The organism is Microcoleus sp. PH2017_34_RAT_O_A, assembly GCF_020737885.1.
Classification (GTDB): domain Bacteria; phylum Cyanobacteriota; class Cyanobacteriia; order Cyanobacteriales; family Microcoleaceae; genus Microcoleus.
The window spans coordinates 31,225-49,277 of record NZ_JAEQDD010000017.1 but is presented as its reverse complement, the minus strand read 5'-3'; the positions used below and the strand labels follow the sequence as shown (position 1 = coordinate 49,277).

Sequence of the window (18,053 nt, the reverse complement as noted above, 5' to 3'; positions counted from 1 at the left end):
GAGCGCTAAAGCGCAACAACATACCTCAAATCAAAAAGGTACGTAGTTGCGCTTCAGCGCTCTTTCTTATATTAGGATGAAAGAGCGCTAAAGCGCAACTACATACCTAGAAGAGTCCTGGTGTTTCTAAAATCGGCTTGAGCTACGAATGCGTCCGTTGTAATTAACTGTGATTCTGCCATGTTGGGAAACAGTCACAACTGTCTCAACCGTATAGACAGATGAACCGGGTTTGTAACCTTGAAAAGTAAATGTCCAAGTACCGTCACCATTGTCAACAAAAGGCGATTCGGCTGATGCGCCGTGCATCGATGCTTCGGCTCGATATTCGCCCAAACCGCCGTTAGTATTCTCTGCTGCTTGACGGGCTAGGTTTTTCGCTCGATTCAGTTCGATATTATTGGAAGTAACTGTAATATCCGTGAATTCACTTTGAGAAGAGCGAAGGGGATTGCTGAAGGCGGGGGAGACTCCCACGGCTAAGGTTGAGAGTGCTAGCAAACAAGCAAGTCGGGTGGTTAGTTTCATAATACAAACTCATTTATAGTTTGTAAACTCTACGGGACTTGCGCTAACTGGCCCGGAATAGAGAAGACGGCGAATTCCATTCGCCCGATTTTCTTCAACCCGCGGAGGCGGGTTTTGTTTGTGTAGACGCGAATTCCATTCGCCCGGTTTTCCTTAAACATATTTTAGGGTGAATCAATTAATTTTTGATTTTCACTTTGGACTCGGCGGGTGTTTCCCCGTCGTTTAAATAGCGGTAACTCATCTTAGAAATATCCCGAATCAATGTTTGAGCTGGCTTCTCGGTTTCCGGCGGATGCTTCACCATCACCGCTACTAAATAACGCTTGCCGTTTGGCAAATCTACCATCCCCGCATCGGCTAGCATTGTATTAATGTTGCCGGTTTTGTGAGCAATCACTGCTCCTTCGCCCAAGCCTCTCGGTAGCAAAGAATCGTTTTTAGTTTGCCGCATGATTTGCAAAATACGATCGCGCGATTTGACAGAAACCAAATTTCCGCGATCGACTTGAGCTATAATATTTATCAAATCCTTCGGGCTGCTAGTATTCGTTCCCTCCAAATCTGGCAACTTATTGTGCAGCACCGTCGCCCTCAATCCCCAGTTGGCAAATTGCTGATTTAAAACCTCCGCACCTCCCAGCAACTCAACCATCATATTTGTCGCGGTATTGTCGCTGACAACAATCATCTTTTTCGCAACTTCCAAAGCCGAATATTTTTCACCCGGTGCGTCGTCTTGCATATCCCCAGAACCGCCGACAATGTGTTCCGGTTTCAGCGTCAGCACTTGATCTAACTGGATTTTGCCTTCATCTACTGCTTGGAAAAAAGCTACTAAAATTGGCACTTTTATCGTGCTCGCTGAAGCAAAAGGAGCATCGCCGTTAAAATTTACATAGCTTCCTGTATCTAAATCAACTAGAAATATTCCCGCTGTCAAAGTGGCATTTTCCGTTGCTATCACCTGAACTTCTGTTTTCAAAGCTGCTATTTCTTGATTCAGTTGCAATGCTTCTGGGGTGGCGGGTGCGGCAACTGCGCTATCGGCTGGGTTTTTCTGGCCTGCGGGGGTTTCCTGTGTCGCTACGCCCGATCGACTCACAGCATTCACCACTGACAGCAGCGTACCGCAAATCACCGCCATCCCAACTCCCAAAATCAGCAACCGAGTAGCATATACCAACGGTGGCACGTTCCCAGTTGCAGAGCGTTTGCCCGGTCTCTGATTCGCTTGCGGGCGCGGTTTCGGCACGGGGGCTTTTTTGACCTTGGGGGCTGTTACCGGGTCTGGAATGCTCTCTGGTGGTGCGCTGGCTCGACTTTTACGGGCTGGGGGAGGAGTTGTCGTTTCGGGTTCGCTGATGGGATTGCTGGCCCGAGTGCTGACAGGGGAAGTCGGTTCAGGAAAAGCGAACATATCGACAGCAGCGAGGCCTTTTTTGCGAGGTTGGCGACTCTTCGCCTCCCCAATTTTGGTGGTTTTGCTGCTTCTGGGTTTTCTGGGATTAATTGCTGATTGGGGATTGGACAAAAAGTCCTGCGCGCTCAATTCTTCGGAGGTAGGTGCGGGAGAATTGGCTCTACTTCTCTTGCTGCGGCTTGGTTGTGGTGAGAAAGTCGCAGTTTCTGATGTGGGAATTTCGGAATTGCTGTTTGGCTGTTGGGGAGGGCGACGGCGGCCGGATTTGCCAGACTCGCTTGCTGTGCCGGATTGAGGCGGCTGCGGGCCGGAGTTGGCAGAGGCTATCGAGGACATCACTGATAATATCGATCGTTTGGGAAACCGCTCTGCCACGTCTTACTCCTTCTGCACTGTAAATTTCAAGTTTAAGATTTTTTAGCTTAACAGCCAATCGATTTTAGATTTTAGATTTTAGATTTTAGATTTTAGATTTACTCCACACGCACCCCTGCACCCAATTGTCACCCAAGAAACCGGGTTTCTTGACTAAAAACCTACGCTTTAAGGTAATTTCCCGGCAAGAAACCCGGTTTCTAATACCACGACACCTAGCTATCCGTTGGATTTTCCGGCAACGCCCCATCCAGAGTATCAGAAACTGGCGATCGCGGATAACTTTTCAATCCCCATTCTGTTTGACGAATCGCGCCCCGCAGCATGGCGACTTCATCCACTGTCGGATAAGCCCTGTTGTACAAACGCCGAAATTTTTCCATCCGACTTGCTGCTGTGTGCGGCTGCAAATATCCAATTTTCAGCAGCAGCCCTTCTAGTTGCTGGTAGTATCCCTCCAACTGTTCCAACGGAGCACTGTTGGGGAGAGGGGGAGAGGGGGGGATTGGGAGAGGGGGGGATTGGGAGAGGGGGAGAGGGGGGGATTGGGAAAATATTCCCTCTTCCTGATTCCTTGTATCCGTTACATCCGTTACAGAATCTGTTGCCGAACTTCCCTCTTCCTTCTTCCCTCTTCCTTCTTCCTTCTTCCCTCGGACTTCGTCCAGATACAATTCATAGCAGCAAATAGCTACAGCTTGAGCGAGATTTAAGGAAGTGTAAGCATCGCTGCTGGGAATCCGAATCAAGCGCTGGGCGCGGTTTAATTCGGCGTTAGTCAATCCACAATCTTCTCGACCAAAAATTAGGGCGCTGGGGGCTTCTAATAACCAAGGTAAAGCATCTGCGGGTGCTTCTAGTGGCATTGGGTGCGATCGACCATCATCTCCTGTCGTTGCGATCGCCCTGACACATCCTACCAAAGCAGCCGGCAAACTCTCAACTACTATCGCCGTTTCTAGTATTGAGGCGGCGCGCACAGCCATCAACCGGGCTTCTTCCCCTAAATAATCGCACTGGGGATTCACCAAAATTAATTGGTGCAAACCCATATTTTTCATCACGCGGGCTACAGATCCCACATTTAAGGGCCCTGCGGGTTCGACTAAGACGATTCGGATGTTGGCATGGGGCATTGGTAATTGGTAATTGGTAATTGGTAATTGGTAATTGGTAATTGGTAATTGGTAATTGGTAATTGGTAATTGGGCATTGGCTATTAGAAAAATCACTAACAAGTAACAAGTAACCAGTAACCATTCCCGATTCCCGATTCCCGATTCCCGATTCCCGATTCCCGATTCCCGATTCCCGATTCCCCATTCCCTCAAATAATTAAGAAAGACTATAGTTAATTTACCTACTGTCAAAATTAGCATGGCAAAGCAACGATTGAAGTCCGATTTACCGACTAAGATGTGTCCGGTGTGCGATCGACCTTTTACTTGGCGCAAAAAATGGGCCGACTGCTGGGATGAGGTGAAATACTGCTCGGATCGCTGTCGCCGCCGCCGTAATAGCACAGAAAATTAAGAATGTCTTGCCATTTGCCAAACTGAGGCTAAGATTGCAAAGGAAAAATTTCACGGTTAGAAGTATGGCATCGCAACAGGTGCAACCAAAGCTAGTTATTCACGGCGGTGCCGGTAGTTGTCTGCAAAGCAAGGGCGGAATTGAAGCGGTGCGGAAGTCGCTTTACGATGTTTTGGAGGCAGTGTATCCGCTGCTGAAAAATGGCGCAAGTGCCGTAGATGCAGTAGTGCAGGGCTGTCGGTTGTTGGAAGATGACCCGCGATTTAATGCGGGTACGGGTTCTGTGGTACAGTCGGACGGGCAAATTCGGATGAGTGCTTCGCTGATGGACGGTTTGGCGCAGCGTTTCAGTGGCACGATTAATGTGGCTCGCGTTCAAAATCCGATCGAACTTGCTCAATTTTTGCAGACTTCGGACGATCGCGTATTATCTGATTACGGTGCGGCGGAATTGCTGCGAGAACTTCACTTACCGATTTACGATCCGATGACGGATTTGCGGTTGCACGAGTGGATGCAGGAACGCCAAGGCAATTTTAACAGAGCAATGGCTAATGTGGTCGCGGAACCTGCGGGTGTTGGCACCATCGGCGTTGTAGCTTTGGATACTCAGGGACGCTTGGCTGCTGGAACTTCGACTGGCGGCAAGGGTTTTGAGCGCATCGGGCGGGTTAGCGACTCCGCAATGCCTGCGGGAAATTATGCGACGGGCAATGCGGCGGTTAGCTGTACGGGTATCGGCGAGCACATCATGGATGAGTGTTTGGCGGCGCGAATTGTGATTCGGGTAACGGATGGTTTGAGTTTGAAAGCTGCTTTTGAGCGTTCTTTTGCGGAAGCTGACGATCGCAAACGGGATTTTGGTGCGATCGGGATTGATGCTAATGGTGCGATCGCGATCGGCAAAACTAGCGAGATCATTCTCGGTGCTTTTCACAACGGTACGGAAATGGGCGATACTTTGGAAACAAACAAGGGAACGTTAGTTTTTGTTGCTTAAATTTGCATAGAAGCGGTGGTTTAGATTCCCGACTTCGCAGGAGTTGTCGGGAATCTCGATCGGCGTTAGTTTAATATCATGTCCGGTAGCCTCGTTCCGATTCGGACTTGATATTAAAACGAACGGTAGCTATCCCGTAACGAGCCAAAAACTTCACCCCAAAGTCAGGATTCCCGCCGCCAAATCTACCACTAACCGTTTAGTTTTCAGCCATTCCATCCCGATGATAATTTCTGGTATCTCATCTCCTGCTACCACAGGAATATTAAATTCTTGACCGTCAATTTGCACAGTGCCGATATAAATATTAAAAGTACCTTCTCCTCGTGCAGTCTTCATGGGGTATTCATCATCTACAAGCAGCCAATTAAAATCTAAATCTTGGCTGTTTATCGCCAACCAACCGCTGAATCCCGTATCTAGAAGCGCATCCGCAAATATGACTTCCCCATCAGCCGCTACCAAACTTATTTCAAAAAATAGTTGATTTGTCTCTTCATCAAACTTTCCTTGAATCATAAAATACTGCCACAAACTCCGGTCTCATTCAAGCGCCGAACAACCATTAGTTTTTGGGGAGAATTTGTTAACAGCTTCCCAAAAGCGACGAGTTGATCTTTCTCAACAAAATATTCGCCACTATCAGGATCGATAACAACGTACCAATTGTAGTGAGTCGCCATGAGTTCGTCGCGGACTCGTTCAAAAATCGGGCGACAGCGCTGCCACCGCACTTGGCTTTCAGCTTTTTGTTTTGCTTTCTCTTCGGGAGAAATCGGAGTTTTTTTGTATTTGTCAGAGATGTGGCGGGGTTTCCATCCGGCAGGTGCTGTTATCATAGTTTTTGTATTAGCTCTGAATCTAGTTTAGCAAAGATCGCCGACTCATTCCGGCTCCAGACTCAGAAATTAAGCGAATTTTTTCCTGCAATCTGGCAAAAACTACTGGGAGCATCTCAGTTTTGCAAGAAGCATTTTTTCTTCACAGTGCTGTCCCCGCACAGCAAAGCGTATAAAAGCACGCGAGCGGGGACAGCACTGTAAATGCAAAACTGAGATGCTCCCAAACTACTTCACCGTCACTTTTCCTTGAGCAATTTGCTCAGTACCGCTAGCAATTTTTTGTCTGAGTGCTGCCAGACGCTGCTGTTTCAATGCGCGATTTCTTTCTTCTAGCAGTGGTAATGCTTCGCTAATTAGTTCTTGAACGCTGTCATAGTTGCCAGCTTGTAATTGCGATCGCACGTAATTTTCTTGTTCGGGTTTTAGGGTAACGTTCATTGTCTGGGCCCCTCTAAAAAACCTTAAATCAATTATACTATAATAATTTAATCATCACCATTCACCTCAACGATCTTAAATTCGCAACTGCCAAACTTTAACTGTACCATTATCGCTACCGCTAACCAGAGTGTCGCCCAACTGCCCGATCGCCACCGCCGACACCGGGCCCGAATGTCCCTCCAAAGCGTGCAGCAATTCGCCGCGCAAATTCCAAAGCCTAACAGTACCGTCAAAACAGCCCACAGCAAAGTATTTCCCGTCGGGGCTAATGGCAGCGGCGGAAGTGATGCGAATTCCGGTTTGCACCGAATGCAATAATTCGCCTGTTTCCAAATCCCACAGGGCGATCGTTTTGTTGGAATGACAGACTAGAATTTGGCTGTCTGGAGTAATTGCTACATAATTTTCGCTACCAAATGTTCGCCGCACTTCTCCCCCCGGTAATTCCCACAAAGTCACGGTAGCGCGACAGAAACCGCTGGTTGCATTCAGCCCGCTGGCTATTAACATTTTGCCGTTGGGACTCAGGGCGATCGCACTTATGTCATCTCCTTGATAGCCTTTCAAAACTTGCAGCAGTTGGCCGCTGTTGAGGTGTTGCAGCTTGACAGTGCCGCAGGTGGTGCCGATCGCCAAAATTTGCCAGTCGGGACTCACAGCGACAGATTCGTGGCGGTGTACGTCTGCTAAACGCTTCATCTGTTCTCCATTTTGCAGGTTCCACAGTTTGACTGTACCCGCGCGCGATCGCGTCAGCAGCGTTTTGCTAGCGGGGCTGAAAGCAACTAGCAACACGGCGGTTGAATGTCCGCAAATAGTCCGCAGCAGTTCCCCGCTGTGCAAACTCCAAACTTTCACTGTACTGTCGTGGGATCCCGTTGCTAGTAATTGTCCGTCGGGACTGATCGCAGCGGAGAGAATGCTGTCTGAATGCTGGAGAGTGGCTTTTAAAACTGCGCCGGATGAGGTTTTCGGTTGTTTTTTATACCCGGCTATTACCAGCCAGTCGATCGCATCCCTCCAATTTTTGAGCGCATTTCGGGGTCGATTTGTCAATATTTCTATGTATCGGTACAAGGTTTTGGATAAGTCAACCTCTACACCCTTGATTTGTTTGTTAAGAAGTACCGCCATCTCGGCGGGGCTGTAACCGCACAGCAAGCCGCACAAGTGCCTTTTTTCCACGGGTGTCAGCCCTCTCCGGGTGTGGGGGGCGAATTCTAGTTTGGCATTGGCTAAGTCGCTGTAGAGCTTTTCGATGTCCCAGTCGTAGGTAGCCCGTGTAAAAGGTTCTTCGGGTCGATCGAGGTTTGAGGGTGTCATTTGTGGCAGTCGCGATCGAGTTCCTAGTCAAATTCCTAACCAAAATCCTAACATTCGCTGTGCGCGATCGGACTGGATTCACCACTAATCTATTTTTAACACAGCAAACAGCCAAAAGAGTTTCGGGTTGAAAATGCGTTTCAATCCTTACCTTTACAGTTTGCAAAACAACTATACATCAAGCGGAGAAATAGAAAATGTCTGGAATTGCGATCGGCTTATTTTTTGCTCTAGGTTTAGTTTTAAGTGTTGTTGGTAATATCTGGGGATTAACTCAAGCTTTTCGAGAAGAATATCTTTGGGGAGTGCTTTACTTGCTGGTTCCATTTGCTGGATTATTTTTTTATATAAAGAATTGGAGCAATCCAAAAATCAGAAAGACATTTTTCATGCAGCTTGTTGTAGTGCCAATGTATTTATTTGCAGGCTTCCAGTTCGTTTCAAATCTTGCAAGTTCTGTTGGGCCGATGCTTGGTATGTTCATGCCTGGAGCTAGCGAACAGTCACCCTCTCCTTTTCCTTCTGATTTCAACGCTGGTGCATCACCAAGTCAAGAGCAATCTCCTGCTTCTGAGCCTAGTTTTGGTACTGTTGGCGGTCAACAATATGACTTCAATCAATCGATGCAGCTTGGGAAATTAGCCTATGCAAAGGGAGATTATCAAACAGCTTTAATCAATTTTAACAGAGCTGCACAAGCGAATCCCGGCGATGCTGAGGCCCTCAAGGGTGTTGAAGATACCAAAAAGGCGATCGCCCAATCAAATAGCAAATAATCCACATCAACATTCACTTAACATTAACTCAACACAAAATCATGAAACAAACATCAGACAAACTAGAATTCGTAGAAATGTTCGCATTTTGGATGCAGCTATTTGTTGGGGGAAGTTTTTTATTAGTAGGCGTATTTGGAGGTTTGTCTTCTGGCAGTTTTTTCCTTTATTTATTTGCTGTCGTTGGTTTGCTATTGGTGATATTTGTCGAGATAGAAACCATTGCCTTTGATAAAAGTCTCGGTCATCTGACTATCAAGCGGCATAAACCACTGATTGCCAAAACGAAACTTATCAAACACCTGCTTCAAGATATTTCAGGCGTGGAAATACAGGAGATGTCGAGCAGTGAGAGCAATACCTATCGTGTATGTCTGGTGTTGAACTCAGGTAAGAGACGTGTTCCTCTAACTTCTAGTTTCAGCACTGGTTTAGGAAGCAAGCACAAAACAGCCGAAGTCATTGCGACATTCTTGAATATTAGAAATTATGGTCTTGACGGCTTTCCCACAGATAACTCTAACGAACTCAAATGGGACACTATAGAAGAGGAAATTACCCACTGGAAAACAGCAATTAAAAGTGATCCTAATGATGCTGATGCTCGCATGAAATTGGGATTAGCTTTGATGGTTCAAGATGCAACCAACAATAAAGAACAAGCAATGGGCTATCTCAAAGAGGCCGAGGCTTTGTTCAAAGCTCAAGGCTATGACGAGGAAGCAATGCAGGCTGCTCAACTTTACGGTGTGGCTTATTGGGGAATGATGGGAAAGCGAGGTTCAGATTATCAAGATTGATGCACTTAGACTCAACAAACTGATGTTTCCCCACCCACCAGCAACTCAAGAATCATCTCCGGGTACTCAGCCATCTCCTCGACTTGATGCAGCATCTGTACCCGGTAACAAAGATGAATTTAAAAAATTAATAAAACTTGGCTATGTCTGCTACGCGCAAAGAGACTATCAAACGGCTTTAATCAATTTTAACAGAGCTTTGCAGGTGCTTCCGGGCGATGCTTATGCTGTCAAGGCTGTTGGCAATACCAAGATGGCGCTCGTCGGCCGCCGGACTAAATAATCCGTGCATAACAAATTGCGTACAGCAGAGAAATCAGTAATTTAGATCGTTCTCAAAAATAACAGGATAAGCTTATGAAAGTTCTCAAGCAAACACCAACTAAACTAATAATTCAAAACTCTAGCATCTGGGACGGTTTAGTCTTAATTTCTCCCTTCATTATAATTGGATTATTGCAGATCATCTTGGCATCCAACTGGATCGGTGGAGGCATATTTCTGTTATTCTCCCTGTGTTTGTTGGATGGCGCGATATCTGAAATTTATATCTTTGATAAAACTTTGGGGAAAATGACCGTTAAACGACGGGGTTTGTCGCTTAATCATGTTGTCGAACGATCGATTCGCGATATTTGTGCAGTCGAATTAGCCGAAATAGAAGATGGCGAGGGAAATTATAGCTACTATGTTGAGTTATTGATGTTGGGGTGCGATCGCATTTGTTTGAGAAGCAATTCAGTAACAGAACAATGCCAAATGGCTGACTTAATCCGCAGCTATGTCTCGACGTGCGATCGCAGTCATAGCACTGAAGCAATATCTTTGCCAAGCAAGTGCACCCGAGGCATTGTCAAATAATTTGTGCATGATAAAATGGACACAATAGAGAAAATACCTATTCAAGCTTTTGTGTCATCAAAAAAATGAACTCATGAAAAAACTCAAGGGAACGCCTTTTAATGAACTAAAAATTACAAGATCTAACATCTGGCTGGACTTGTTATCTAGCTTGCCCTTCATTCTCATTGGATTGTGGCTGGCTTTTAATGCAACAAATACAACTCTAAGTTGCCAACGCATAGAATCTAAACAAGGCAATTGTAAACTCACAGGATGGAGCTTTTTGGGTTCAAATATTCAAGAAATATCTCTGGATAATTTAGTGGGAGGCAAAGTTACCACAGGTAGGAAGCGTAGCACCAGAGTTGAACTGTTAACCAAATCGGGGGAAATTCCGTTTACGGATGGCTACACTGCTTGGGGGGATAAAAATGATATTGCTAATAAAATCAATGATTTTGTTGCAAATCCCGATCGCAAATCGTTGAATGTAAGTCAAGACGATCGTTGGTTTCTATGGACATTAGGGAGCATATGTGTGGTGACGGGGGTATTAGAATATGTTTGGAAGCGCGAAAAATTAAATCTATAGCTTTGATAAAACTTTCGGTAAAATGACTGTTGAACAACGGGGTTGGTGGGTGAATAATTTTACCGGATACTTCTATTGCGAGATTTATGAGTAGAAGTAGGTACTGGAAAATATAAAAATTAAGGTATTCGCTACTATCTTTGTCTGTTAATGTTATCTCAACCCAAGATGTACTTTAACAGCAGAAAGCAAAAACAACAAAAAATGGCTGACTCCATTTGCAGCTATTTGGACAAGCGATCGCACTAAATGAATGCACCTGCGACTTTAAGTACGCGCGGCGCAGCTATCCCTCTGGGCTAATCGCCCAAATCAATAATTAACGATACTTAGGTAGGCGCCAATAAACTTTACATTCTGTTACATTATAAAGTTTTCTTCATTTTTGTTTGCCATTACTTCCTGTACGATCGCGCTAGAAAGCTAACGTTTCACTCCCAATGAGATAATTAATATTTTTTAATATTCCTGTCCTTAAATCACGGAAAGCTATCTGAAACGCAGCCGCAGGTGAACTCGCGACATTTGTTGTCGGTTAGACATTTTAGTGCTAGCCTATTAGCAAGATAAAAAGGGTTATCCTATAGGATCGCTTCCAATAATATATAACTTAACAATTTGACGTAGCCTGGTCGGGAAGTCGATCTGTAACATCAGTTTTGGATTTAAAAGGTGAAGTAAATGAAAATAATCAAGTACACAGCAACGGAACTAATAATTCAGACTAAAAGCATATTAGATTTTTGGTTCCCTAGTTGTTTATTAATGACATTTGGACTGATCGGGCTGACTTTTGACTATCATGCAGCAACTTTGAGCTGCCAGCGATCGCACGAAAAACAAGGAAATTGTCAGTTGGTGCGATCGCACTTACTGGGATCGAACATCCAAGAAATTCAGCTTGCTGCTTTGCAGGGAGCTAAAGTAGAAAGATTTGGCTCCAAAAGCAGAGTTGTACTTGTGACGAATGTTGGCGATGTTCCTTTTAGTGCTAACTCGACTAACTGGGGGAATAAAGACGCTGCTGCTTCGGACATCAATTTTTATCTTAAAAATGCAAAATCTCGCTTGCTGCGCTTAAGCCAAGACGATCGCTGGTTGGGATGGACAGGAGGCATATTTTTGCTCGCAGGAGTCGGAGTCATCGCCTTGGGAAATAAAGAAACCTACAGCTTCGATGGAACTTCCAACACCTTGACTGTTAAACGGCGGGGTTTGTTGGCCCGTAAAGTAATTAAACGCTCTCTGTTCGAGATTTATGGGGTGGAAGTCGATCGCACAAAAGATCGGGATCATGATGTTTGGTACCAAGTTAGACTGTTAGTTAGTGGAGGAGATCGCATATCCCTTCCCCACACTATGAGCCCTTACAAGCAAGTAGAAATCGCCAAAGCGATTAACAACTACCTCCACGCGCGATCGCACGAAAGTATTTGTAGTGATGATTGCAGTCAGAGTGAAAATTCTGTCGGCTAAAGTCTTCACTACAAACCTAGTTATTTGTTTCCATCTTTCAACTTCCAACCTGGTTTGACAACTTGGCGGGAACGGGCAATTACTAAACAATCATTCGGCACATCTTCCGTCACCGCAGAACCTGCGGCCACAGTCACATCTTCCCCCACAGTTATCGGTGCAACTAGCACGCTGTTTGCACCGATTTTAGTACGATCGCCTATTTGAGTTTTGTGCTTATTTTTGCCGTCGTAATTGGCGGTAATTGTCCCAGCGCCGATGTTGACTTTTTCTCCCAAAGTCGCGTCGCCTAAATAAGACAAGTGAGCGACATTAGTTCGATCGCCAATTTGAGTATTTTTCAATTCTACAAAATTGCCCACGCGACAGTTGGCGCCTATTTGCGCGTGTCCCCGCAGGTGTGCGTAGGGGCCAATTCGCGAATTTTCTGCCACAATACTGTCAGAAATTACTGAATAAAGCACAGTCACGTTTTCCTTGATTTGACTGTTTTCAATCAAACTACCGGGCCCGATGCGACTCCCAGAGGCGATCGAAGTTTTACCCCGCAAGTGAGTTTGCGGTTCAATTACGACATCCGACTGCAACTCTACGGTATCGTCGATCGTGATGCTGTTGGCATCGATCAGCGTCACGCCCGCTTTCATCCACTTATCCTTTACCCGCGCTTGCAAAATATCGGAAGCTGTGGCTAAATGTTTGCGATCGTTAATTCCCAAGATTTCTTGATAATCTTCAACATCCACCGCCATCACGGGAGAGAGAATACTTACCGTATCAGTTAGGTAATATTCTTTTTGGTCATTGTCTGCTTTCAAATCTGGCAAAATTTTCTCTAAATGCGGCCAGTGAAAACAATAAACACCTGCATTGATTCGCTGGTTTTGCTTTTGAGTTGTTGTACAATCGCGGTCTTCGACAATTTGCTGGACTAAGTTTTGACTGTCAGTAAATACTCGCCCATATCCTTGAGGATTCGGCAAATTAGCTGTCAATATAGTAGCAGAGTTTTGGTGCTGTTGGTGAATTGCCATCAATTGTTTGATAGTTTCTGCCCTCAGCAAAGGTACATCCCCATTTAATACCAGCAAATCTCCTGGAAATCCCTTTAAGTGAGGCAGCAATTGCTGGATGGCGTGACCGGTTCCCAATTGTTCGGTTTGTTCGACAAATTCTAGGGGAGGAAATTGAGAATTGTCCGATTTTTCATGAGCTTCCATCAGAGATTGTTTAACGAGTTCACCTCGATAACCGACTATGACAAGTCGCCGGGAAATTTCTATTTCTTGACAACTTTGGAGGACTCGCTCAACTAGCGATCGACCACCCAATTCGTGGAGAACTTTGGGCAAGTCAGATTTCATGCGCGTGCCGCGTCCAGCAGCTAAAATTGCTATTGCTATCATTGTGCGATCGAGCTATTTGCTATAAAAAATTGACTAAATGATGATATCACTCGCTGTCCGTCGATGGCACTGCGATCGCACAATTTTTTAATCTCCAATCTCGAATCCGGGCGCGGCAAGTCTTTTTGCAGCCTGATGTCGGTTTGAGGGGCGATGCTTGCGGTATCTTGGAGTTGCGCGCCCGAGATCGAATTTCTGAGGGCTGAAGTCCGAACGATCAAACCTGAGTTCGTTTCGTAGTAAGGACTTCAGTCCTTCCCCAAGAGATGCGAGGGGGAGCGAGGGTGATAATTTGCATCTTTGAGCTTGAATTTACCGAGATAGATTATACTATTCGTTGAATTTCAGTTATGGTGTTTTTAACTCAAAAAAACTATTAGTTGCTTCTTCCTCCTTCCTTCTTCCTTCTTCCGACTTTCTTCTTCCTTCTTCCTTCTTCCTTCTTCCTTCTTCCTTCTTCCTTCCTTTCTGCATTATCAGGTGTCCAGCTATGACAGAGCTTAATTTTCAGGAACTTGCCAAGCAGGGAAATCCACAGGCGATCGCATCTTGGCTCAACAGCCAGTTGCCATCTGAAGGGATCGCAGCCTCCGCGAATCTCGACGGCGACTGTTTGGATGTAATTCTGGAGGCAGAGCAACTACCGATAGAAGATACATTAGTTGATTTTGTCCGTGAAAAACTGACGGATTTGCAGCCGAATTCGATTCGCAAAGTGAAGGTTGAGGGGCGAGAAAGCGGTGAGATTGGGGCTGCTTGGAGTCAAGAGTTTAGTTTGGAGAGCAGCATTTTGGAACCACAAAGCTTTGCGGGAGAATCTGTCCCTAATATTGCGGTTGCTAATGTTGCTAATATGGACGATCGCACAGAAAGAGAGAGTACAGATATGGATGAGGAGAAATCGCCGGAATTGGCTGCATTTGAGAACCGATTGCGATCGACTTTCATTGTCGTCGGGCTGGTAACGGGTTTGTTGGCGATCGCCGTGGTGGCATTTGTCAGTAAGATGTTAAACGAGCCGCCAGCAACTGCTCTGAAGAATCCAGATGAAACTGCCAATGTAGCAAGAGTACCGGATACCTTTCGAGAAGCCGTTAACAGCGCCCTCAAAGCAGCAGAGTTAGGGCGATCGGCAAAAACGAAGGAAGATTGGACGATCGTTGTCGATCGCTGGCAAGAAGCGGTATCGTTGATGAGAAGAGTACCCGTGTCCAGCGCCAACCACGAACTAGCTCAGACAAAAGTAATCGAGTATCAAAAATATCTGCTTTACGCTCAAGAATCAGCAGTAAATCCACCTCCCCCAGAGCCAACTCCCGCAACAGCCGAAAAAGCAACTTCTAAGAAAGCCAATTCCGAAAAAGCCGAACCGGAGAAAGCAACTTCTAAGAAAGCCAATTCCGAAAAAGAAAGCTCCGAAAAACCTAATCCTAAGAAAGCTAATTCCGAAAAAGCCGAACCGGAGAAAGCAAATCCTTCTCGATAAATTAGGTACGTTGTTGCGCTTGGGCGCTCTTTCTTATATATATGTAAGAGCGCTGAAGCGCAACTACATACCTAAAAATTAGCCTAGATCTTCCAAAAAGCCGAACCGGAGAACGAAAGGTACGTTGTTGCGCTTGGGCGCTCTTTCCTATATATCTTAAAGAGCGCTGAAGCGCAACTACATACCTAAGAATTAGCCTAGATTAAGCGCTCTTTCCTATATATCTCAAAGAGCGCTAAAGCCGCTCTTTCCTATATATCTCAAAGAGCGCTGAAGCGCAACTACATACCTAAGAATTAGCCTAGTTCAAGCGCTCTTTCCTATATATCTCAAAGAGCGCTAAAGCGCAACTACATACCTAAGAATTAGCCGAGATATTCTGCTTTCTTGGGTATTTATGAATTACCGAGAGATGTCCTAGCACAAATTTGAATAGTTATGAATGACAATAATTTAATCGTTTCCCCTGAATGGTTGGCCGCCAATACCGAAAATCCGCAAGTGGTAATTGTAGACTGTCGGTTTGCTCTCGCCGATCGAAAATTGGGACAAAAACAATATCAAGAAAGTCACATTCCCGGATCTTTCTATTTAGATTTAAACGAAGATCTGGCGAGTGTAGTTGGCACCCACGGCGGCAGACACCCGCTGCCCAATATTGCAGAATTAGCTAATAAATTCAGCGCTATCGGCATTAATTCCTCAGAAACTTTAGTCGTGGCTTATGACGATTCGCGACTAGCTTTTGCGTCTCGCTTGTGGTGGCTGATGCGATACATGGGACACAGCAAAGTCGCTTTGTTAGACGGCGGTTTCAGTGCTTGGAAAGCGGCGGGATATCCGGTAACAGATACTTGGACAGAAACCCGCGATGGTAAATTTGTAGTGCAATTGCAGCCGAATATGGCGGTTGATATCGAGGCTGTAAAAGAGCGAAAAGACTTGCCGGAGACAGTTTTGGTTGATTCGCGAGAAAGTGAGAGATACGAGGGCTTGCGGGAGCCGATCGACCCTATTGCAGGCCACATTCCGGGTGCTGTCAACTACCCTTGGCAAGGGGTGACCGAGGAAACTGGAAAAGTGCGATCGATCTCCGAACAAAAACAGCGATGGACGGAATTAGAAAAAGCCGAAGAAATCATCGTTTACTGCGGTTCCGGCGTGACAGCTTGCGTAAATTTACTGTCCTTAGAAATCGCCGGAATTCCCGATGCTAAACTCTATGTCGGTAGCTGGAGTGACTGGTGTTCCTATCAGCTATAACCCGGCGGTTAAAACCTTGTTTGTACAACATTTTCTTCAACCCACGGAGGTGGGTTTTGTATGTATAGACGCGGTTTCAACCGCCACGTTTCCTAAAAATCGAAATAAATATAAGGTAAACCGCCTTCCGGCGCCAACACCCAAACCGCATACAAACAAAGCGGCACTAATACCAATTTCACCGGCCAATTTAACTCCAACTTCAAACCCCGACTCAAAATATAATTCCCCAGCATAGCAGCAGCCACAGCAGCCAACATCCAAGTTAAATGTATTCTTTCCAAGCCCAAAGCTTCCACATAAACTTTATGCGAAAACTGCACATCAGCAGGATGTCCCCACAAATGCGAAATCGCCCATCCCGAATTCTTTAAATCGGGAAGCCGGAAAAATATCCAACTACCAAAAACCATTGTTTGAGTTAACAGCCAACCCATTGCCATTCCGATCGGATTTTCCCACAAAAAGTCGATCCGCAACTTCTTAAAAGTCACATCCGTCACCCGGTGCACCGCCAAAGCCAAACCGTGCAAACCCCCCCACACTATAAATCCCCAAGCTGCACCGTGCCAAATTCCCGCAATTAACATGACGAGAGACAAATTGAAACAAGTGCGCCACAAACCAACGCGCGAACCTCCCAAGGGAAAATACAAATAATTCCGCAGCCAATCCCCCAAAGTCATGTGCCAGCGCCGCCAAAAATCAGCGATGCTCGTACTAAAATAAGGAAAATCAAAATTTGGTGGTAAGTACCAACCCAACAGCAAAGCAGTACCGCGCGCCATGTCAACGTAGCCGCTAAAATCGAGATAAAGTTGCAGCCCGTAAGCAAAAATCGCCAGCCACAAATCCTCGCTACCCGCGCGCTGCAAGTTGGTAAAACTTAAATCGACATAAATTCCCAAGTTGTCGGCGAAAAGACCTTTTTTTACTGCACCAAAGGCGATCGTCCAAAGGGCCTCAGAAATGCGATCGGGCGTCGGAAATTTCTGGGATTTCAGTTGATATATCAAGTTATGATAGCGAGTAATCGGCCCGGAAATCAGTTTCGCAAAAAACAACTTGTAAGCAGCAAAGTGCAGCAGCGAAGTAGCAGCCGGCGCGCCTCGGTACACGTCAATCAAATAAGCAATGCACTCAAAGCAAAAGAAACTCAATCCCAGGGGTGCGATGACGTGAGTTTTTACCCAGTTAGCACCGTCTAAAGCAACAGGCCAATTTAACAAAGTGCCGATCGAATTCAAGAAAAAAGGTACATACTTAAAACCCAGCAGCAGCAAAACATTCAGCCCTATTCCCAGCCACAGTACCAACAAGCGCCGGCGATTCCAAGATTCATTAGCAATCCGCCAATCCAAAGGTTCCCCGATCGCCATCGCCAAGCAGTAATTAAACACAACACCGATTAACAGCAGAGGAATATACCAAATTTGCAGCGAAGCATAAAAAATCAGACTTCCCGCCAGCATGACAAACAGCCGCCACCACCGCAGGGGAACCAACCAGTAAGCCACGAACAAAACTAATAGAAACAGGGCATATTGAAGGGAAATGAAAGTCATGCGATTTTAGATTTTGGATTTGGGATTTTAGAATTGGGAAGGGCTGATTATGTGTGGGTTGGGAGCGCGGGGCTACTGTTTCATTGTTTTTTAAATCGAGACTAAAGCTAATACTAACTATTAAAAATCATGCCAAAGTATTCGTAGGGTGCGTCGCCACCGACAAGCCCTTGCATCAAGAGCGACAATCTCACAGCGACGCACCTTATATTATTTCAAAAAAGTTTGGCTACAATATAATTATTGGGTTTGTTTACACTCGGCGAGGGATGGCACTGGTGCGTCGCTATGAAATTGTCGATTTTTTTTAGGGATTGTGAATGGCGACGCACCCTACGGTTACTACTGAGAACGCATACATTTTACAGCACAAGGGTTAAA

21 protein-coding genes are annotated in these 18,053 nt (G+C 45.6%); 10 read left to right on the top strand and 11 right to left on the bottom strand.

Annotated elements, in window-relative coordinates:
* Positions 1 to 126: 126 nt before the first annotated feature.
* The 3 genes from JGK11_RS08490 to JGK11_RS08480 form a co-directional block, all read right to left on the bottom strand.
* Positions 127 to 528 carry a hypothetical protein gene (locus JGK11_RS08490; RefSeq protein ID WP_293191283.1) on the bottom strand — a complete coding sequence of 134 codons (402 nt, stop codon included), beginning with the start codon at positions 526 to 528 and terminating at the stop codon, positions 127 to 129.
* Between the two features lie 178 nt (positions 529 to 706).
* Entirely contained in the window at positions 707 to 2,287 is a 1,581-nt protein-coding gene (locus tag JGK11_RS08485) for a serine hydrolase (RefSeq protein ID WP_293211245.1), read from the bottom strand.
* A gap of 254 nt (positions 2,288 to 2,541) precedes the next feature.
* A complete protein-coding gene (locus JGK11_RS08480; protein WP_293211287.1) occupies positions 2,542 to 3,462 on the bottom strand; it encodes an RNA methyltransferase in 921 nt (306 codons plus the stop codon).
* A 241-nt stretch (positions 3,463 to 3,703) separates the two neighbouring features.
* On the opposite strand from JGK11_RS08480, the gene JGK11_RS08475 reads away from it, so the two are divergent.
* Positions 3,704 to 3,859, top strand: coding sequence for a DUF2256 domain-containing protein (locus tag JGK11_RS08475; protein ID WP_265237541.1), 156 nt, complete (start codon positions 3,704 to 3,706; stop codon positions 3,857 to 3,859).
* 64 nt (positions 3,860 to 3,923) lie between these two features.
* The gene (locus tag JGK11_RS08470; RefSeq protein WP_293191278.1) at positions 3,924 to 4,859 is read left to right on the top strand and encodes an isoaspartyl peptidase/L-asparaginase; all 936 of its coding nucleotides are present in this window, start codon (positions 3,924 to 3,926) and stop codon (positions 4,857 to 4,859) included.
* 153 nt (positions 4,860 to 5,012) lie between these two features.
* On the opposite strand, the gene JGK11_RS08465 is transcribed toward JGK11_RS08470, so the two are convergent.
* From JGK11_RS08465 to JGK11_RS08450, 4 genes are all read right to left on the bottom strand, one after another.
* Positions 5,013 to 5,378: an aspartyl protease gene (locus JGK11_RS08465; protein WP_293191276.1), complete on the bottom strand. Its 366-nt coding sequence runs from the start codon at positions 5,376 to 5,378 to the stop codon at positions 5,013 to 5,015.
* On the bottom strand, positions 5,375 to 5,698 hold the full coding sequence (locus JGK11_RS08460; RefSeq protein WP_293191274.1) for a hypothetical protein: 324 nt from the start codon (positions 5,696 to 5,698) through the stop codon (positions 5,375 to 5,377). The genes JGK11_RS08465 and JGK11_RS08460 overlap by 4 nt, the downstream gene beginning before the upstream one ends.
* 228 nt (positions 5,699 to 5,926) lie before the next feature.
* Positions 5,927 to 6,139 carry a type II toxin-antitoxin system ParD family antitoxin gene (locus tag JGK11_RS08455; RefSeq protein ID WP_293191272.1) on the bottom strand — a complete coding sequence of 71 codons (213 nt, stop codon included), beginning with the start codon at positions 6,137 to 6,139 and terminating at the stop codon, positions 5,927 to 5,929.
* A 75-nt stretch (positions 6,140 to 6,214) separates the two neighbouring features.
* Complete coding sequence (locus tag JGK11_RS08450; protein ID WP_293211243.1) at positions 6,215 to 7,465, bottom strand: WD40 repeat domain-containing protein; 1,251 nt, start codon at positions 7,463 to 7,465, stop codon at positions 6,215 to 6,217.
* Between the two features lie 197 nt (positions 7,466 to 7,662).
* Between JGK11_RS08450 and JGK11_RS08445 the strand changes: the two genes are divergently transcribed.
* From JGK11_RS08445 to JGK11_RS08420, 6 genes are all read left to right on the top strand, one after another.
* Entirely contained in the window at positions 7,663 to 8,241 is a 579-nt protein-coding gene (locus tag JGK11_RS08445) for a hypothetical protein (RefSeq protein ID WP_293181333.1), read from the top strand.
* 41 nt (positions 8,242 to 8,282) lie between these two features.
* Positions 8,283 to 9,041 (top strand): hypothetical protein, encoded by a 759-nt coding sequence (locus JGK11_RS08440; protein ID WP_293181336.1) that lies wholly within the window; start codon positions 8,283 to 8,285, stop codon positions 9,039 to 9,041.
* Positions 9,042 to 9,063: 22 nt separating this feature from the next.
* Positions 9,064 to 9,324, top strand: a complete 261-nt coding sequence (locus tag JGK11_RS08435; RefSeq protein WP_293181339.1) for a tetratricopeptide repeat protein — start codon at positions 9,064 to 9,066, stop codon at positions 9,322 to 9,324.
* Between the two features lie 74 nt (positions 9,325 to 9,398).
* Positions 9,399 to 9,902, top strand: a complete 504-nt coding sequence (locus JGK11_RS08430) for a hypothetical protein (RefSeq protein WP_293181342.1) — start codon at positions 9,399 to 9,401, stop codon at positions 9,900 to 9,902.
* Between the two features lie 73 nt (positions 9,903 to 9,975).
* Positions 9,976 to 10,476 (top strand): hypothetical protein, encoded by a 501-nt coding sequence (locus JGK11_RS08425; protein ID WP_293181345.1) that lies wholly within the window; start codon positions 9,976 to 9,978, stop codon positions 10,474 to 10,476.
* Positions 10,477 to 11,241: 765 nt separating this feature from the next.
* Positions 11,242 to 11,952 carry a hypothetical protein gene (locus tag JGK11_RS08420; protein WP_293206500.1) on the top strand — a complete coding sequence of 237 codons (711 nt, stop codon included), beginning with the start codon at positions 11,242 to 11,244 and terminating at the stop codon, positions 11,950 to 11,952.
* Between the two features lie 20 nt (positions 11,953 to 11,972).
* Here the strand turns inward: JGK11_RS08420 and glmU are convergent, their stop codons facing one another.
* The 3 genes from glmU to JGK11_RS08405 all read right to left on the bottom strand — a co-directional run bounded on the left by glmU (position 11,973) and on the right by JGK11_RS08405 (position 13,832).
* On the bottom strand, positions 11,973 to 13,358 hold the full coding sequence (gene glmU / locus JGK11_RS08415; protein ID WP_293211241.1) for a bifunctional UDP-N-acetylglucosamine diphosphorylase/glucosamine-1-phosphate N-acetyltransferase GlmU: 1,386 nt from the start codon (positions 13,356 to 13,358) through the stop codon (positions 11,973 to 11,975).
* The gene (locus JGK11_RS08410; protein WP_293181360.1) at positions 13,355 to 13,579 is read right to left on the bottom strand and encodes a hypothetical protein; all 225 of its coding nucleotides are present in this window, start codon (positions 13,577 to 13,579) and stop codon (positions 13,355 to 13,357) included. Before JGK11_RS08410 ends, glmU begins: the two co-directional genes overlap by 4 nt.
* Before the next feature lie 127 nt (positions 13,580 to 13,706).
* Positions 13,707 to 13,832 carry a hypothetical protein gene (locus JGK11_RS08405; RefSeq protein WP_293197143.1) on the bottom strand — a complete coding sequence of 42 codons (126 nt, stop codon included), beginning with the start codon at positions 13,830 to 13,832 and terminating at the stop codon, positions 13,707 to 13,709.
* A gap of 16 nt (positions 13,833 to 13,848) precedes the next feature.
* Here JGK11_RS08405 and JGK11_RS08400 point away from each other — a divergent pair, with 16 nt between their 5' ends.
* On the top strand, positions 13,849 to 14,844 hold the full coding sequence (locus JGK11_RS08400) for a hypothetical protein (protein WP_293181366.1): 996 nt from the start codon (positions 13,849 to 13,851) through the stop codon (positions 14,842 to 14,844).
* Between the two features lie 438 nt (positions 14,845 to 15,282).
* Positions 15,283 to 16,107 carry a sulfurtransferase gene (locus tag JGK11_RS08395; RefSeq protein ID WP_293181369.1) on the top strand — a complete coding sequence of 275 codons (825 nt, stop codon included), beginning with the start codon at positions 15,283 to 15,285 and terminating at the stop codon, positions 16,105 to 16,107.
* A 92-nt stretch (positions 16,108 to 16,199) separates the two neighbouring features.
* Here the strand turns inward: JGK11_RS08395 and JGK11_RS08390 are convergent, their stop codons facing one another.
* The gene (locus JGK11_RS08390) at positions 16,200 to 17,672 is read right to left on the bottom strand and encodes an MBOAT family protein (protein WP_293181372.1); all 1,473 of its coding nucleotides are present in this window, start codon (positions 17,670 to 17,672) and stop codon (positions 16,200 to 16,202) included.
* Positions 17,673 to 18,053: the final 381 nt, after the last annotated feature.

What these genes read in the sequence shown, in the direction of transcription:
- JGK11_RS08490 (WP_293191283.1), bottom strand. Translation starts at nt 528, where the DNA reads ATGAAACTAACCACCCGACTTGCTTGTTTGCTAGCACTCTCAACCTTA.
- JGK11_RS08485 (WP_293211245.1), bottom strand. Translation starts at nt 2,287, where the DNA reads ATGTCCTCGATAGCCTCTGCCAACTCCGGCCCGCAGCCGCCTCAATCC.
- JGK11_RS08480 (WP_293211287.1), bottom strand. Translation starts at nt 3,462, where the DNA reads ATGCCCCATGCCAACATCCGAATCGTCTTAGTCGAACCCGCAGGGCCC.
- JGK11_RS08475 (WP_265237541.1), top strand. Translation starts at nt 3,704, where the DNA reads ATGGCAAAGCAACGATTGAAGTCCGATTTACCGACTAAGATGTGTCCG.
- JGK11_RS08470 (WP_293191278.1), top strand. Translation starts at nt 3,924, where the DNA reads ATGGCATCGCAACAGGTGCAACCAAAGCTAGTTATTCACGGCGGTGCC.
- JGK11_RS08465 (WP_293191276.1), bottom strand. Translation starts at nt 5,378, where the DNA reads ATGATTCAAGGAAAGTTTGATGAAGAGACAAATCAACTATTTTTTGAA.
- JGK11_RS08460 (WP_293191274.1), bottom strand. Translation starts at nt 5,698, where the DNA reads ATGATAACAGCACCTGCCGGATGGAAACCCCGCCACATCTCTGACAAA.
- JGK11_RS08455 (WP_293191272.1), bottom strand. Translation starts at nt 6,139, where the DNA reads ATGAACGTTACCCTAAAACCCGAACAAGAAAATTACGTGCGATCGCAA.
- JGK11_RS08450 (WP_293211243.1), bottom strand. Translation starts at nt 7,465, where the DNA reads ATGACACCCTCAAACCTCGATCGACCCGAAGAACCTTTTACACGGGCT.
- JGK11_RS08445 (WP_293181333.1), top strand. Translation starts at nt 7,663, where the DNA reads ATGTCTGGAATTGCGATCGGCTTATTTTTTGCTCTAGGTTTAGTTTTA.
- JGK11_RS08440 (WP_293181336.1), top strand. Translation starts at nt 8,283, where the DNA reads ATGAAACAAACATCAGACAAACTAGAATTCGTAGAAATGTTCGCATTT.
- JGK11_RS08435 (WP_293181339.1), top strand. Translation starts at nt 9,064, where the DNA reads ATGTTTCCCCACCCACCAGCAACTCAAGAATCATCTCCGGGTACTCAG.
- JGK11_RS08430 (WP_293181342.1), top strand. Translation starts at nt 9,399, where the DNA reads ATGAAAGTTCTCAAGCAAACACCAACTAAACTAATAATTCAAAACTCT.
- JGK11_RS08425 (WP_293181345.1), top strand. Translation starts at nt 9,976, where the DNA reads ATGAAAAAACTCAAGGGAACGCCTTTTAATGAACTAAAAATTACAAGA.
- JGK11_RS08420 (WP_293206500.1), top strand. Translation starts at nt 11,242, where the DNA reads ATGACATTTGGACTGATCGGGCTGACTTTTGACTATCATGCAGCAACT.
- glmU (WP_293211241.1), bottom strand. Translation starts at nt 13,358, where the DNA reads ATGATAGCAATAGCAATTTTAGCTGCTGGACGCGGCACGCGCATGAAA.
- JGK11_RS08405 (WP_293197143.1), bottom strand. Translation starts at nt 13,832, where the DNA reads ATGCAGAAAGGAAGGAAGAAGGAAGAAGGAAGAAGGAAGAAGGAAGAA.
- JGK11_RS08400 (WP_293181366.1), top strand. Translation starts at nt 13,849, where the DNA reads ATGACAGAGCTTAATTTTCAGGAACTTGCCAAGCAGGGAAATCCACAG.
- JGK11_RS08395 (WP_293181369.1), top strand. Translation starts at nt 15,283, where the DNA reads ATGAATGACAATAATTTAATCGTTTCCCCTGAATGGTTGGCCGCCAAT.
- JGK11_RS08390 (WP_293181372.1), bottom strand. Translation starts at nt 17,672, where the DNA reads ATGACTTTCATTTCCCTTCAATATGCCCTGTTTCTATTAGTTTTGTTC.